General features: G+C 78.0%; 11 protein-coding genes. 6 read left to right on the top strand and 5 right to left on the bottom strand.

Annotated features, from left to right (window positions below; genetic code table 11):
- Positions 1–11: 11 nt before the first annotated feature.
- Positions 12–1,415 (bottom strand): type VII secretion integral membrane protein EccD, encoded by a 1,404-nt coding sequence (eccD, locus tag FHX36_RS17930; RefSeq protein ID WP_220035767.1) that lies wholly within the window; start codon positions 1,413–1,415, stop codon positions 12–14.
- A 181-nt stretch (positions 1,416–1,596) separates the two neighbouring features.
- Here eccD and eccCa point away from each other — a divergent pair, with 181 nt between their 5' ends.
- The 5 genes from eccCa (at position 1,597) to FHX36_RS17905 (ending at position 10,839) form a co-directional block, all read left to right on the top strand.
- Positions 1,597–5,541, top strand: a complete 3,945-nt coding sequence (gene eccCa / locus FHX36_RS17925) for a type VII secretion protein EccCa (RefSeq protein WP_220035766.1) — start codon at positions 1,597–1,599, stop codon at positions 5,539–5,541.
- Between the two features lie 150 nt (positions 5,542–5,691).
- The gene (locus FHX36_RS17920; protein ID WP_110550286.1) at positions 5,692–6,333 is read left to right on the top strand and encodes a hypothetical protein; all 642 of its coding nucleotides are present in this window, start codon (positions 5,692–5,694) and stop codon (positions 6,331–6,333) included.
- A 62-nt stretch (positions 6,334–6,395) separates the two neighbouring features.
- Positions 6,396–8,510: a hypothetical protein gene (locus FHX36_RS17915; protein WP_183513964.1), complete on the top strand. Its 2,115-nt coding sequence runs from the start codon at positions 6,396–6,398 to the stop codon at positions 8,508–8,510.
- Positions 8,507–10,108: a type VII secretion protein EccE gene (gene eccE / locus FHX36_RS23115; protein WP_183513962.1), complete on the top strand. Its 1,602-nt coding sequence runs from the start codon at positions 8,507–8,509 to the stop codon at positions 10,106–10,108. The genes FHX36_RS17915 and eccE overlap by 4 nt, the downstream gene beginning before the upstream one ends.
- Positions 10,105–10,839, top strand: coding sequence for a hypothetical protein (locus tag FHX36_RS17905; protein ID WP_183513960.1), 735 nt, complete (start codon positions 10,105–10,107; stop codon positions 10,837–10,839). Before eccE ends, FHX36_RS17905 begins: the two co-directional genes overlap by 4 nt.
- Positions 10,840–10,842: 3 nt before the next feature.
- Here FHX36_RS17905 and FHX36_RS17900 read toward each other — a convergent pair whose 3' ends face one another.
- Together FHX36_RS17900 and FHX36_RS17895 are read right to left on the bottom strand one after the other, a co-directional pair.
- The gene (locus FHX36_RS17900) at positions 10,843–11,238 is read right to left on the bottom strand and encodes a hypothetical protein (RefSeq protein WP_110554105.1); all 396 of its coding nucleotides are present in this window, start codon (positions 11,236–11,238) and stop codon (positions 10,843–10,845) included.
- A complete protein-coding gene (locus FHX36_RS17895) occupies positions 11,235–12,101 on the bottom strand; it encodes an SseB family protein (RefSeq protein WP_181428939.1) in 867 nt (288 codons plus the stop codon). Before FHX36_RS17895 ends, FHX36_RS17900 begins: the two co-directional genes overlap by 4 nt.
- A gap of 65 nt (positions 12,102–12,166) precedes the next feature.
- On the opposite strand from FHX36_RS17895, the gene FHX36_RS17890 reads away from it, so the two are divergent.
- Positions 12,167–13,837: a right-handed parallel beta-helix repeat-containing protein gene (locus FHX36_RS17890; protein ID WP_110554103.1), complete on the top strand. Its 1,671-nt coding sequence runs from the start codon at positions 12,167–12,169 to the stop codon at positions 13,835–13,837.
- 4 nt (positions 13,838–13,841) lie between these two features.
- Here FHX36_RS17890 and FHX36_RS17885 read toward each other — a convergent pair whose 3' ends face one another.
- On the bottom strand, positions 13,842–14,219 hold the full coding sequence (locus FHX36_RS17885; protein WP_110554102.1) for a hypothetical protein: 378 nt from the start codon (positions 14,217–14,219) through the stop codon (positions 13,842–13,844).
- A gap of 40 nt (positions 14,220–14,259) precedes the next feature.
- Positions 14,260–15,231 (bottom strand): nucleotide-binding protein, encoded by a 972-nt coding sequence (locus tag FHX36_RS17880; RefSeq protein ID WP_183513958.1) that lies wholly within the window; start codon positions 15,229–15,231, stop codon positions 14,260–14,262.
- Positions 15,232–15,301 lie beyond the last annotated feature (70 nt).

The following is a 15,301-nucleotide window of genomic DNA, read 5'->3' as shown; positions in this document are numbered from 1 at the left end:
GTCAGGTCACCTCAGCCGGCGATGCCGCGGACGTAGCCGTACAGCCCGACCACGACGAAGGCGACCGGCAGCACCGCCATGACCACGAGCACGTCGAGGACGTCGGCGAGCCGGCCGAGCCAGGGGCTCGGCGGCCGCCGCTGGTAGGCCAGCCCGGCGGCCAGCGCCAGCCCGGCGACCGCGACGAGCACGGGCACGCCGACCGCCAGCCGCAGCGAGGGCTCGGCGTCGGTGACCGCGGCGACCACGGCGACCAGGCCGACCGCACCGGCCACCAGCTGCGGCACGCGGTGCCGGACGGCGGGGAACAGCCGGGCCCGCAGCAGGCCGGCCGCCGCGACCAGCCCGGCGAGCACGACCGGGGCGACCCCGGCGTCGTCCACACCGCCGCGGACCAGCAGGACCGAGCCCGCGGCGGTGAGCACCGCCCCGCCGCCGAGCATGCCGGTGAGCAGCTCGTCGGTGCGCCGCACCCGCGCCTGCACCCGTGGCCGCGGCACCTGGGGCGCGTCGGCCAGCAGGTCCTCGGCGGTGGTGGGCAGCGCCGGCAGCGGCAGCTTGCCCAGCCGGATCGACAGCAGCGGGACGGCGGGGGTGAGCACCACGACCAGCGCCACCAGCAGCGCCGCGGCGCCCCGCCCGTCGACCGGGGTCAGCGCGGCGGTGCCGGCGACCACGGCGACCAGCAGGGCGACGACCACGGCCGCCACGCACCAGTGGGTGCGGTCGGCGACGCCGACGTAGCCGAGCAGCGCCGCGACCAGCAGCACCGCGGCGGCCAGCAGCCACTGCGCCGGCTGCAGCCCGGTCAGCGGCTGGTCGCCCTGCAGCACGAGCAGCCCGCCGAGCGCGGCGGCCGGCAGCGCGCTGACCGCGAGCACCATCCCGGCCCCGGCGTCGCCGAGCGCGCGGGCGACGGCGACCCCGCCGAGCAGCAGCAGCGCGGCCAGCGCCAGCGCCACCCCGCCCGGCGCCGTCCAGGACGGTCCGGCGGTGAGCACCAGGACGAGGGCGGCCAGCACCGCCACCGGGACGACGGCGAGCCCTGCCCGGCGAGTCGCGGCGGACCCCCACGACCGGCTCTCCCGCCGCGCGTCCCGGGCGATCGCGTCGACCACGTCGTCGTAGTCCAGCTCCGGCCACTCCACCCGGCGCGGCACCAGGTGCAGCACCTCGCCGTCGCGCAGCTCCTGCGCGGCCAGCGAGCGCGCCGGGTCGACGAGCGTCCCCTCGGCCGTGCGCAGCACCCACCCGCCGTGCTGCTGGCCGTCGTCGGCGAGCCCCTCGCCCGCGCTGCGCAGCACCGCCGGCAGCAGCTCGGCGACCGGGACCGCCTCGGGCAGGGCGACGTCGACCCGGCGGGTGGGGGCGGCGATCGTGACCCGGGCCAGGCCGCCGGTCACCCCGGCGGTCACGAGGGGAGGTCCGTCACGGACGCCGCAGCCCGCCGCCGCACCGATCGGGTGACCAGGGCGCTCATCGGTACCTCCAGCAGTGCGGGTCCAGGGCGGGGCGGCCATACGATACGGATCCGCGCCGGTCCGGACAGTGCGGGCGCACCGTCTGACCACGGGGAGGTGATCGGCGCTGAGCACCGTGATCGTGCGCCGCCAGCCGCGTCGCAACGCTCCCGAGCTCCCCTCCGGCGAGGTGGTCCTCGACCCGCCACCGGAGATCCCGGCACCCAGCGGCCGCTCCTGGAGCCAGGTGCTCATGCTGCTGCCGATGCTGGCCGGCGCGGGCGCCATGGCCCTGCTCTTCGCCGGTGGCCGCAGCGGCCCGCTCGGCTACCTCGTCGGTGCGCTGTTCGGCGTCTCCGCCCTCGGCATGATCGCCGTCGGGCTGCTCTCCGGCGGCGGGGCCGGCAAGAAGGAGCTGGTCGGCCGGCGCCGCGACTACCTCCGCCACCTGGCCCTGCAGCGGCGCCGGGTGCTGCGCACCATCGCCGAGCAGCGCGACGCGATGGCCTACCGGCACCCCGACCCGGACGCGCTGTGGGTCACCGCCGCCAGCCACCGGCTCTGGGAGCGGCGGCCCGAGCACGCCGACTTCGGCGTGGTCCGGATCGGCGTCGGGCCGCAGGCGCTGGCCACCCCCATCGTGCCGCCGCAGACCCGGCCGCTCGACGACCTCGAGCCGCTGTGCGCCAGCGCGCTGCGCCGGTTCGTCCTCACCTACGCCAGCGTCCCGGACCTGCCGGTGGCGATGGCGGCCAACGGCTTCAGCCGGGTGCACCTGGTCGGGCCGCCCGAGCGCACGGCCGCGCTGGCCCGCGCGGTGCTCGCCCAGCTCGCCGTCCACCACTCCCCCGACGACGTGCTGGTCGCCGTCTGCCCGGGCAACGGGCGCCGAGCGTCCTGGGAGTGGGCCAAGTGGCTCCCGCACGCGCTGCACCCGGAGCGGCAGGACGCGCTGGGCCACGTCCGCCTGGTCAGCAGCACCGTCCCCGGCCTGGAGGCGCAGCTCGACGACCTGCTGGCCAGCCGGCCGCGGTTCAACCCCAGCGGCCCGGTCGCACCGATCGCCGGCCCGCACGTCGTCGTCGTGCTCGACGAGGGCGACGTCGCCGGCTCGGACCACCTGATGGCCGACGGCGGCGTCGAGGGCGTCACCGTGCTGGACCTCAGCACCCCGCCGCCCCGGCTGCTGGACCGCGCCACGCTGGTGCTGGAGGTCGGCGCCGACGGCTCGCTGACCAGCCGCACCTCCGACGGCACCATCGCGCTGGGCCGCGCCGACGGGCTGTCGCTGTCCGAGACCGAGGCGCTGGCCCGCCAGCTGGCCCCGCTGCGGCTCTCGGTCGGCGGCAGCGGCGAGAAGGCGATGAACACCGCGCTGGGCCTCGCCGAGCTGCTGGAGATGGGCGACCCGTACGCCTTCGACGTCACCGAGGGCTGGCGGCCGCGGCCCAACCGCGACCAGCTGCGGGTGCCGATCGGCGTCGGTCCCGACGGCCAGCCGATCGAGCTGGACCTCAAGGAGTCCGCGCAGGACGGCATGGGCCCGCACGGCCTGCTCATCGGGGCCACCGGCGCCGGCAAGTCCGAGCTGCTGCGCACCCTGGTGCTGGCGCTGGCCTGCACGCACGACTCGCAGGCGCTGAACTTCGTGCTGGTCGACTTCAAGGGCGGCGCGACCTTCACCAAGCTGGACCGGCTCCCGCACACCAGCGCGGTGATCACCAACCTCTCCGACGAGCTGCCGCTGGTCGACCGGATGACCGACGCCATCAACGGCGAGCTGCTGCGCCGCCAGGAGCTGCTGCGCTCGGCCGGCAACTACGCCTCGCTGCGCGACTACGAGCGGGCCCGCGCCTCCGGCGTCCCGCTCGCCCCGGTGCCCAGCCTGCTGATCATCTGCGACGAGTTCAGCGAGCTGCTGTCGGCCAAGCCCGACTTCATCGACATGTTCGTGCAGATCGGCCGGGTCGGCCGCTCGCTGGGCGTGCACCTGCTGCTGGCCTCCCAGCGGCTGGAGGAGGGCCGGCTGCGCGGGCTGGACACCCACCTCTCCTACCGGATCGGGCTGCGGACCAACTCGGCGATGGAGAGCCGGGTGGTGCTCGGCGCCCCCGACGCCTTCGAGCTGCCGCGCGCGCCGGGCCACGGCTACGTCAAGTTCGGCACCGACCCGCTCGAGCGGTTCCGGGCCGCCTACGTCTCGGCCACCTACCGCAGGACGGCGGACGGCTCGGGCCCGCTGGCCGGCGACGCCACGCCGACGGTCTTCGCCTACGACACCCACTACCTGGCCCCGCCGGTGGTGGAGGAGGACGACGCCACGCCGGAGGACCCGACCGACACCCTCGGCGAGAGCCTGCTCGACGTGCTGGTCGACCGGCTGGAGAACCGCGGCGCACCGGCCCACCGGGTGTGGCTGCCGCCGCTGACCACCGCGCCGACGCTGGACCAGCTGCTGCCGGCGCTGCAGCTCGACCCGCAGCGCGGGCTGACCGTCGCCGACCCGGCCCAGCAGGGCACCCTCCGGGCCGTCATCGGCGTGGTCGACCGCCCGCTGGACCAGCGCCGCGACCCCCTGGTGCTGGACCTGGCCGGCAGCGGCGGGCACGCGGTCGTCGTCGGCGGGCCGCAGAGCGGCAAGAGCACGGCGCTGCGCTCGGTGATCACCGGGCTGGCGCTCACCCACACGCCGCGCGAGGTGCAGTTCTACTGCCTGGACTTCGGTGGCGGCTCGCTCGGTGCGCTCCGCGACCTGCCGCACGTCGGGTCGGTCTGCGGCCGCGCCGACGTCGACCAGACCCGCCGGACCGTCGCCGAGCTGCAGACCCTGCTGGTCCAGCGCGAGGCGGCCTTCACCCGGCACGGCATCGACGGGATGGCCACCTACCGCCGCCGCCAGCGCGCCGGGGAGTTCGCCGAGGACCCGTTCGGCGACGTCTTCCTGGTGGTCGACGGCTGGTCGTCGGTGCGCAACGACTTCGACGACCTCGAGGGGGTCATCACCGACCTCACCGCGCGCGGCCTGTCCTACGGCGTGCACGTCGTCGTCACCGCCTCCCGGTGGATGGACCTCCGGCCGGCGATCCGCGACCTGTTCGGCACCCGCCTGGAGCTGCGCCTGGGCGACCCGACGGACTCCCAGCTGGACCGCCGGACGGCGGCCAACGTCCCGGCCGAGACCCCGGGCCGGGGCATCAACGCGGACAAGATGCACGTCCTGACGGCGCTGCCCCGGATCGACGGCGACCCGGACCCGGAGAGCCTCACCGACGGCGTCAAGTCCCTGGTCGAGGACGTGCGCACCGCCTGGGCCGGGCCGACCGCGCCCGGGGTGCGGCTGCTGCCGGCCGTCGTCCCGCACGTGTCCCTGCCCAGCGACCCGCGCCGCGGCATCGCGGTCGGGCTGGCCGAGGCCGACCTGCAGCCGGTGTTCCTGGACCTGTCCGCCGACCCGCACCTGGTGCTGTTCGGGGACGCCGAGGCGGGCAAGAGCGCGTTCCTCCGGTCCCTCGCGGCGCGGGTCACCGAGCAGAGCTCGCCGCAGCAGGCCCGGCTGATCGTCGTCGACTACCGGCGCAGCCTGCTGGGGGCGGTGTCGCCCGACCACCTCATCGGCTACGGGACGTCGGCGGAGACCACCCGGCCGATCGTCGAGGAGGTCGCCGCGGTGATGCGCAACCGGCTGCCCGGCCCGGACGTGACGCCCGAGCAGCTGCGGGCACGCTCCTGGTGGTCGGGACCGGAGCTGTTCCTGCTGGTCGACGACTACGACCTGGTGGCGTCGGGGACCAGCAACCCGCTGGCCCCGCTGCTGGACTTCCTGCCGCAGGGCCGCGACATCGGGCTGCACGTGGTGCTCACCCGGCGCAGCGGTGGCGCGGCCCGGGCGCTGTACGAGCCGTTCCTCCTGCGCCTGCGCGAGCTGGCCTCGCCGGGCGTGGTCATGTCGGGCAACCGCGAGGAGGGGGCGCTGGTCGGCAACGTCAAGCCCTCCCCGCTGCCGCCGGGGCGCGGCTGGCTGGTGACCCGCAAGGGCGGCACCCAGCTGGTCCAGCTGGCCTGGCTGCCCCCGGCCGAGTGACCGCGGCCGCCGGGTCCGGCCGTCCCCCGACCGGGTGGACCGGCCCGTCCGACTGGCCGCGGGGAGTCCGATCGGTACAGTGACCAGCGGAGAAAGCCCAGGAGACGGGCCCGACCGCGGCGCACGGCGCCCCTGAGACGCGGAGTGGACATGTCCGAGGGAACAGACGCCTCGATCAGCGGCATCACCCAGTTCGGCACCGCGGCCAGCACCATGCTCACCGACTTCACCACCGGTGCGACCGCGCAGCTGGAGACCATCGCCTCCGCCACCATCGGGGCCACCGGCCTCCCCGAGGGCGCGAACGCCGCGGCGTACCACGCGATGCTGACCCAGTCCGCCGGGGAGCTGCTGGGCGACGTGATCAAGGGTCTCCAGTCGCTCGGCGCCGGCGCGCTCACCATCGCGGCGAACTACGCCGACGCCGACGCCCGCCAGCAGTCGGAGATGACGACGGTCTGGAACGCCTTCCACCCCGACGGCGGCCCCACCGTCTCCGCGGCGATGGCCCAGGCGGCGGCCGAGAACCCGGGCGGCAGCCCCGCCCAGCAGCTGCGCACCACCGGGCAGCTGCCGGCGCCGACCACGACCGCGCCGCCCGCTCAGAACGCCGACCAGGCCGCGATGGACCAGGTGGAGGCCGACCGCGAGGAGTACGGCCAGGACGCGCACCAGAACTGGCTGTTCGGCCACGACGACCTGGTCGACGCACCCGAGCCCGAGCCGGAGATCCTGGCGCCCGGCGCGCCGGGCACGGAGCCGACCACCGGGAACGGCACCGTCACCGCCTGACCGGCCACACGGGGCGGGGCAGGAGGCCGGCGGGACGCGAGCAGGGGAGCTGAGCAGGGCGGATGCCTGGGGACAACTTCGGCTACGGCGAGACCGGCCGGGTCTCCCTGGGCCCGGGCGCTGACTACTACTCCACCGGCGGCGACCTGCTCGCCGACGCCGAGGGCACGCTGGACCCCGACGCCACCGAGATCGACGTCCACTACCTGGCGGTGAGCAAGGAGAAGCCGGACACGATCACCGCGGCGGCGACGGCCTGGCGCACGCTGGGCGAACAGCTCGGCTCGCTGGCCACCCGGCTGACCACCGAGGGCACGACCCTGCAGGGGGTCTGGAACTCCGAGGCCGCCGAGGCCTTCCTGCTCCGCGTCGGCGCCACCACGTACTCGCTCGAGGACTGGCAGCGCGCCGCGCAGGACAACGCCACGACGCTGAACGCGCTGGGCGAGACCGTCACCGACCTGAAGTCGAAGATGGAGACGCTCTACGCCGAGTACCGCAGCGGGCTGGAGCGGCTGCGCGAGCAGGACGACGGCGGCTTCTCGCTGGCCGAGCTGGGTCGGGACATCACCGACGTCGTCGGCCTCCACCGGATCGGCGACCACCAGGACGAGTACAACAAGCGGTCGCGCGCGGAGGTCCTCGCCCCGCTGGCCCAGGCGTACTCCTCGGCCTTCTTCGACCTGCAGTCCGGTGGGCGGTTCCGCGGGCCCACCGACGCCGCGCTGCCCACCGGCCAGAACGTCCCGGCCCCCGGCGGACCCGGCGCGCCCGGTGCCCCGCCCGGCGCGGCTCCCAGCGCTCCGGGGGGCCCCGCTCCGGCACCCTCCGCGCCACCGGCCGCGCCGCCCGCCGCCCCGCCCGCCGCCCCGCCGGCGGCACCGGCACCGCCGCCCACCCTGGTGGGCGTCGTGCAGCCCGCTCCGCCGGTGCTGGCCACGCCCGTGCAGACGGGTCAGCCGGTCGCCCCCACCCCGCCGCCCGCACCGCCCGCACCGCCGGTGGCGCCTCCGGTGGCCCCGCCGGTGGCCCCGCCGGCCCCGGGGCCGGCCCCGGCACCGCCGCCGTCCCCCGCCGGCATCGGCGCGCTCGCCCCGGTCGCGCCGGCGCTGCTCGGGCTGCGGCCGCCGGTGGCCCCGCCCGCACCCCCCGTGCTGCCGCCGGGCAGCGGGGCGAGCGCTCCGGCACCGGTCCGCGGCGCACCGCCGGCCGCTCCCGGCACCCCTCCGCCCGGCTCCCCGGCCACCCGCGGGCTCGGCGGCCGCACCGCTCCCGGCGCGCCCCGGACCGGCAACCCCGGGGCGGGCGCACCGCCCCGGCTCGGCGGCCGGCAGGGCAACCAGCCCGGCGCCCCCGAGCTGCCCGGTCGGGGTGGCGGCGCCCGCACGGCCTTCCCCGGCGCCCCCGAGGCGCCGGGCGGGCCCGGGCAGCCCGCCCTGCCCGGCCGGAACAGCGGCACCTCCCGCTCGGGTCCGGGTGCCCCGGCGCGCCCCGGCCTGCCCGGCACCGGTGGCCCCGCCGACCCGGGCCTGCCGCCCGGTGGCGCCGCCCGGCCCCTGCTCGGGTCCCGCGGCACCCCGGCCGCCGGTGGCCGCGGCCCGGCCGGCCCGGGCCTGCCCGGCACCCCCTCGCCCGGCGGCGCCGGCCGCCCCGGCTCCCCGGGGCTCGGCGGGCGCACCACCCCGCGCCGCCCGATCGCCGGGGAGACCCCGGAGAGCACCCGCGCCGCGCTGCGCAACGGCCTGGACGGGCGTGGCCCGGGAGGCCGGCCGCTCGACGGCCGCGGCACCGAGGGCCGTGGCGTCGAGGGCCGTGGCGTCGACGGTCGCGGCGTGGACAGCCGGGGGCTCGACGGCCGCGGCCGGCCGGGCTCGGCGGCCCGCAGCGGTGCAGGGACCCGCGGCGCAGCCGGGACCGGCGGCGTGGGCGGCACCCGCGGGGTGGCCGGCACCCGTGGCGGGGCCGGTCGCCCGCAGGGTGCGGGTGCGGCCGGGCCGGCCGGCCAGCGGGCCCGGGAGGAGAGCACGACCCGGCGGGTCGAGGAGGCACCGGTGGAGATGGTCGGTGACGCCGAGCTCTTCGACGTCACGACCGGCAACGCGCCCGTGCTGGACCGCCCGGCGGAGCGCACCCCGGCGGCCCGGCCCGGTCCCGCGCTGGGCCGGGACGGCGCGTGAGCGACGACCTGCCCGGCGTGGTGCGCGGCCGGTCCGGGCGCGCGGTCCCGCCGTCCGCCGAGCCGGCCGCCCCCGTACCGCCCTCGCCGCCACCCACCCAGCCCCCGGCCGGCCCGGTGCCGCCGGCCGCTCCCCGCCCGGACGTGACGTGGGAGGTCACCGCGCCCGCGCCGGTGCCGCCGCCGGGCAGCGCCGCGGTGGCGACCGCGCCGCCCCTCGTCGCCGCCCAGCCCGCGGCCGCCGCAGCTCCCGCCGACCCGCTGGCGGAGCCGGCCGCCGAGGTCGTCAGCTCCGCGAGCACGGAGACCGTCGGGGCGAGCCGGGCCCGCGCGCGGGCGACCGCCGCCGGGCAGGCCGCCGCGGTGGCGCGCGGCGAGGAGGGGTCGGTCGCCGTCGGCGAGGCGCAGGCCGCCCGGGCCGGTGCCGTGCCCCCGCGTGGCGGGCCGCTGCCCCCCGGGTCACCGGGCCGTCCGCGCCCCCGCCGCCCCGCCGGCCGGCTCTGGGGCGTGCACCTGGGCCAGCTGCTGGTCTGGGAGCTGGTGGTGCTCACGCTCGTCGTGCTGGCCCGCGAGCCGTGGCCGGCACGGATCGCCGTCGGCGTGCCCGCGCTGCTGCTGCTCGTCCTCACCGCGGTCCGGGCCCGCGGCCGGTGGCTCTTCCAGTGGGTCGGCGCCTGGCTGCGCTTCCGCTCCCGGCGCCGCAGCCGGCCGCTGGGCGCCGACCCGGCCGGCGCGGTGCTCACCGCCGTCACCCCCGGGGCGGTGCTGGGCACCCTGCCGCTGGACGGTGAGCCGGCCGCGCTGCTCGAGCACGCCGGCGGGCTGACCGCGGTGCTCGAGGTGCGGCTGGGGGCGGGGCCGGAGTCGCGCGCCGAGGCCCGGCTGCTGCCACCGCTGTCGCTGCTGCTGCCGGCGGCCGACGAGGAGTCCGAGGTCGCCGTCCAGGTGCTCGTGCGCTCGGTGCCCGCCCCTGTCCTGCCGGCCGGCGACGACCCGGCGGCGATCTCCTACCGCGAGCTGACCGGCGGGCAGGTGCCGGCCCGGCGCCGCTGCTGGGTCGCCCTGCAGGTCCAGCACACCGCCGAGGACGTCCCGGCCGCCGAGCAGCGCGCCGTGCTGGCCGCCGCCGTCCAGCGGGTGCAGCGGCGGCTGCGCAAGGCGGGGCTGACCGGCACCCCGGTCTCACCCGAGCAGCTCCCGACCGACCTGCTGGAGGTCGCCGGCGCCGAGGCCGCCCCGGCCGGCACGGTGCGGGAGGACTGGTCGACCTGGACCGCGGGCGGCCCACCGCAGGCCAGCTGGCGGTTCGCCGCCTGGCCCGACCTGGCCGACCCGCGCTGCCAGCGGCTGGTCGAGGACCTGCTCGGCCTGCCGGTGCTGGCCACCACCGTGGCGGTCGCGGCCCGGCGGGTGGGCACCGACGACGTCGAGCTGGAGGCCGCCGTCCGCACCGGGCTGCCCACCCGGGCGGCCCTCGGTCCGGTGCACCGCGCGCTGACGGAGCTGGCCGACGGGCACGGCGCCCGGCTGCGCCGGCTCACCGGCGAGCAGGCGGCGGGCGCCGCGGGCACGCTGCCGCTCGGGGGGTTCCTGCGATGAGGACGACCGGCCTGCCCGCGCGCAGCGCGCTGGGCACCTCGCTGACCGACGCCGGCACGCTGGACGCGGTGCTGGTGCCGCTGGGCGGTGCCGGGGTGGTGCTCGGCCGCAGCGCCGACGGCCGCCCGCAGCCGGTGCCGCTCTTCCGGCCGGAGCCGACGTCGGTGGTGCTGCTGGGCGGCCGCGCGCTGGCCCAGCTGGTCGCCTTCCGCAGCATGGCCGTGGGCGCCCGGGTGCTGGTGTCGACCGCCGACCCCGCCCGGTGGACGAACTTCGCGCACCTCGGCGCCGGCAGCAGCGGCGACGTCCGGCTCACGCCCCGCCCGGTGCCGGGCGGCGGGACGGCGACCGTGCCGCACCTGGTCGTGGCCGACGGCGTGCTGCCCGACGTCCCCGGTCAGCCCGCCGCCGACGTGCCCGACGACGCCGGCCCGGCCGGGGGCCCGGCGTCCTGGTCGACCACGTTGACCGTGCTGGGCCAGCTCACTGCCGACAGCCGCGACCTGCTGGCCGGCGCCGACCTGGTGCTGGTGCAGTCCCCCACGCCCGCGGAGGCCCGCACCGTCGCCGCCGCGCTGGCCAGGCCGGAGGCGGAGCTGCCGCTGTCCCGGCTGGACCCCGAGGAGATCGGTGCGGTCACCCGGCACGGTGTGCGCACCTGGTCCAGCGCGCCGACGTCGGTCGAGCGCTGGCTGATCGGTGCGGTCGACCGGCGGCCACCCCGGCGGTAGCGGTCAGCCGGGCAGCGCCAGCACGGTGAGCTCCTCGCGCAGCCCGGTGACCTCCTCGCGCGGCACCCACCGGCGGTGCACGCCCCGGTCCACCCGCACGGCGCCGAGCTCCCGGGCCCGCGGCGTCGACCCGCCGGTGTGCTCGACCAGCAGCTCGCCGGACCGCTCGTCGCGCACCACCCACGGCTCGCCCCGCCACCGGCAGACCGTGACCGCGGCCAGCAGGACGTCGCACTCCGCGGCCGGCACCACCCGCACGTGCCGGTCCGGCGCCACCTCGGCGAACCCGGGCGCCGCGGTGGGCCGCTGCAGCCGCAGCCACAGCCCCTCCGGGCGCGGCTCGGGGCTGCAGCGGTACTCGGTGCCCTGCCAGCGGGCCCGGTGACCGGACCACCTCATCCGGTCACCCAGGTCCCGAGGTCGCCGTCGAGCACGGCGACCTGCCGTTCCTCGCCGTCGTGGCCGAGCTGCCACAGCTGCGCGCCGTGCGGCAGCTCCACCCCGTGCACGCGGTGCTCGCGCACCACCTGGTCGACGTTCGGGGCGAGGCCGAGGCCCACGAACGGCGGATCCTCCACCAGCCAGCCCGCGACGGCGTCGCGGCCGGCCTCGTCGGTGCCGCCGTGCGCGCTGCGGTACAGCTCCGGGCCGACCGCGGGCCAGCGCAGCAGGTGCACCGCGCCGTCCGGGTCGACCAGCGCGGCCGCCTCGGCCGAGCGGCCCAGCGCGTCGACGAGCACGACGGGGGTGGCGATGTGCAGCACGTCGGGGAGCTGGTGGACGTAGCCGGAGACCCGGGTCTCGCCGGCCAGGCGCCCGGCCAGCTCGGCGTGCGGCACCAGCTGCTGGAGCAGCGGGAAGGGCACGTCCGGCTCGGCCGCCACCTGCTCGGCCAGCGACGGCGCGGCCAGCCGGGCGACGGTGCCGGGCTCCAGGACCAGGTGCGAGGGCAGCCCCGGGTCGACGACCAGACCCCAGCGCGGGTCGGGCCAGCCGGCCGCGAGCTCGGGCAGCGAGCTCACCCGGCCCGACCGCACCGCACCGCCGGTGGCGGTCTGCAGCGCCTCGACGGAGGTGAAGGCCACCAGGCAGACCCGGTCCGGGCCGGTGACCGTCGCCCACCCGGGCCGCTCGTCGCCGGCGGCCACGCCCTCGGTGAGCGGCAGCAGGAGCTGGGCCGGGCGCAGCAGCGCCAGCGCCGTCGCCACCGCACCGGCGTCGAGGGCCTCGGCGAGCTGGGTCGCCAGCGTCGGTGCTCCCACGCGGGGCAGCCTAGGTGCCGGGTAGGGTCGCGGCGTCCTCAGCCGGCCGCAGGAGAACGGGAGCGATGAGCCAGACCCTGCAGGTCGACCCGGGGCAACCGGGCGCCTACCCCACGATCGGCGAGGCGCTGGGTGACGCGCCCGACGGCGCCACCTTGCTGGTCGCGGCCGGCAGCTACCCCGAGTCGCTGGACCTGCGCGGCAAGGGCGCCACCATCGCCGCCGCCGAGGGGGCCGAGGTGGTCGTCAGCGGCTCCGGCGGCTTCGAGCCCACCGTGCGCTGCCGGGACACCGCGCTCACCCTCCGCGGGCTCACCCTGGCCGGCACCGACACCACGGTGGTCGACGCCGACGGCGCCTCGCTGACCATGGAGGGCTGCACGGTGCGCGCCGGTGCGGGCGCCGGGGTCAAGGTCAGCGGCCGGACGGCGCTGCGGGTCACCGGCTGCACCGTCACCGGCGGCACCCAGGGGCTGGTGATCGAGGACTCCGCCGGCACCGTCGACGACACCGCCGTGCGCGACTCCGCCGACGACGGCGTGATCGTGCGGCTGGGCGCCGACCCGGTGCTGCGCAACGTCACCGTGTCCGGCGCCGGGCACCGCGGCGTCTACGTCTACCAGTTCGGCAAGCCCACCCTGGAGGGCTGCGAGGTCACCGGCAGCGGGTCCACCGGCATCGCCGTCTCCCAGGGCAGCGCCCCGGTGCTGCGGCGCTGCTCGGTCAGCGGCACCGCCGGGGTCGGCATCGTCTTCGACGCCGACACCTCCGGCGAGGTCGACGGCTGCCGCACCGAGGGGACGGCGCCGCCCGGGTTGTCCATCGCCGACGGCGCGACCGTGCAGGTGCGCGAGGCGCCGGCGAGCGCGGCGGCCGGGGTGGGCGCGGTCGACCAGCCCACCGGCGACCCCGAGCGGGTCGAGCAGCTGCTCGCCGAGCTCGACGCGATGGTCGGGCTGGCCGGGGTCAAGGACGAGGTCCGCGCGATCATCGACGAGATCCAGGTCAACGAGTGGCGGCGCAGCGCCGGGCTGGCCGTGGGCGGCTCGAGCCACCACCTGGTGTTCGCCGGGGCGCCGGGCACCGGCAAGACCACGGTCGGGCGGATCTACGGCTCTCTGCTGGCCGCCCTCGGGGTGCTGCCCGGCGGCCCGCTGGTCGAGGTCTCCCGCCGCGACCTGGTCGGCCAGTACATCGGGCACACCGCGGAGAAGACCGCGGCGGTGTTCGACCGCGCCGGGGGCGGCGTGGTCTTCCTGGACGAGGCCTACACGCTGTCCCGGCAGGCCGGTGGCGGGGGCGCCGACTTCGGCCAGGAGGCGATCGACATGATCGTCAAGCTGATGGAGGACCGCCGCGACGGGCTGGCCGTCATCGCCGCGGGCTACACCTCGGAGATGCGCGACTTCCTCGACGCCAACCCCGGACTGGCGTCGCGGTTCGTGAAGACCGTCGAGTTCGAGGACTACGACGCCACCGAGCTGACCCTGATCATCACCCGGATGATCGCCGGCGGCGACTATCTGCTCGCCGCCGACGCCGAGCCGCTGCTGCTCGAGCACTTCACCCGGGTGCCCCGGGGTGCCGACTTCGGCAACGCCCGCGAGGCCCGCAAGCTGTTCGAGAAGCTGCGCAAGGTGCAGTCCCAGCGGCTGCGCGGCCTGGGCCGGCAGCCCTCCGTCGAGGAGCTGCAGACCCTCACCGGCGACGACGTCCGGGCCGCCGTCGCCGGCTGACGCCTCAGCCCAGGGCGAGCACCAGGCAGACGGCGGTCAGCAGCAGCGCCACCGGGGTCATCACCAGCCGCTCCGGCCGGCTGCGGGAGGCCGCGTTCAGCACGACGCCCAGCGCGAAGTACCCGGTGAGCACCCAGGCGGCGACGGAGACGAACCCGGCGGGCAGCAGCTCGGAGGCGTCCGCCGCCTCCAGCAGCACCAGGGCGATCGCGGCGTACAGCAGCACGGAGACCACGCTGCCGACCCGCAGCCCGGTCGGCAGCACCTCGTGCCGGCCGCCCCAGGCGAAGCGGCCCAGCGGTGCTCCGGCGACCAGCGCCAGCTGGAAGACGGCCAGCCCGGCGAGCACCGCGACGCCCACGACGGCCACGACCGTGATCACGGCGGCACGCTATCGGACCGCGTGGACCCCGCCCGGCAGGTCAGGGAGCGGCGAGCGCGGCGCCGAGCGCCGAGGCGGCGAGCCGGACGGCCGCCGTCCGGGTCGGGCCGGAGAGCGCGTCGAGGTCCAGCCGGCCGCCCTGGGCCAGGTGCCGGTCGGCGGGGACGGCGACGACGTCACCGGCCAGCGGCCCGAACCGCGCCACCGTCTCGGTGACGTCGACCCCGGCGCCGTCCGCGGGCACGTTGGTCAGCGCCACCACGCTGCGGTCGGCCAGCCCGGCGAAGCCGCTGGAGCGCAGCCAGCGCAGCACGTTGTGCGAGGCGAGGATGCCGTCGACGCTCGGGGAGGTGGCCAGCACCAAGCTGTGGCAGCCGGAGACGACCCGGCGCATCAGCGGGGTGGCCAGCCCGGCACCGCAGTCGGTGACCATGACGGCGAAGTGCTGGAACACGGCGTTCATCGCGCCGATGTAGACCTGCTCGGTCAGCGCGGCGCTCTGCTCGGGGTCACGGCCGCTGGGCAGCACCCAGGCGCCGTCGGCGGAGCGGGCCAGCGCCCCGGCCAGCACGTCGAAGCGCCCCGGGTCACCGGCGGCGGCGAGCTCGTGGGCGCTGGCCGACAGCGGCACGCCGGTGCGCAGCGCCAGCGACCCGAAGGTCGTGTCGGCGTCGAACAGCAGCACCGGGTCCTGGCGGGCGCGGGCGAGCGTGCCGGCCAGCAGCACCGACAGCGTGGTCTTGCCCACGCCGCCCTTGAGCGCCACCACCCCGATCCGGCGCGGGGAGGGCACCGGGGTCTGCAGCGTCGCGGTCCAGGCCGCGACGTCGGCGGAGCTGGGCTGCTCGGCCTGCGGGCCCTGCCACGGCCAGCGCCGGCGTGCGGTGGGCGGCTGCTCGGTGAGCCCGGCGACGGCGGGGTCCAGGTGCGGCGCGGCGGCGCGCCCGGGCAGCGCTCCCCCGGCGGGGACGGCGGGGGCGGGCGGCGCGTCGGGCTGGTGCGGCGTGCTCACGACCCGGCTCCGGCCAGCGGGCACCGGGCGCGGGGCAGCGCTCGGGGACCCGTCGACCTCATGCGGTCAA

The sequence above is a fragment of the Modestobacter versicolor genome (genome assembly GCF_014195485.1).
GTDB classification, from domain to species: domain Bacteria; phylum Actinomycetota; class Actinomycetes; order Mycobacteriales; family Geodermatophilaceae; genus Modestobacter; species Modestobacter versicolor.
Note: the sequence above shows the minus strand (reverse complement) of the source record. Positions and strands in the feature narration are given on the sequence as shown.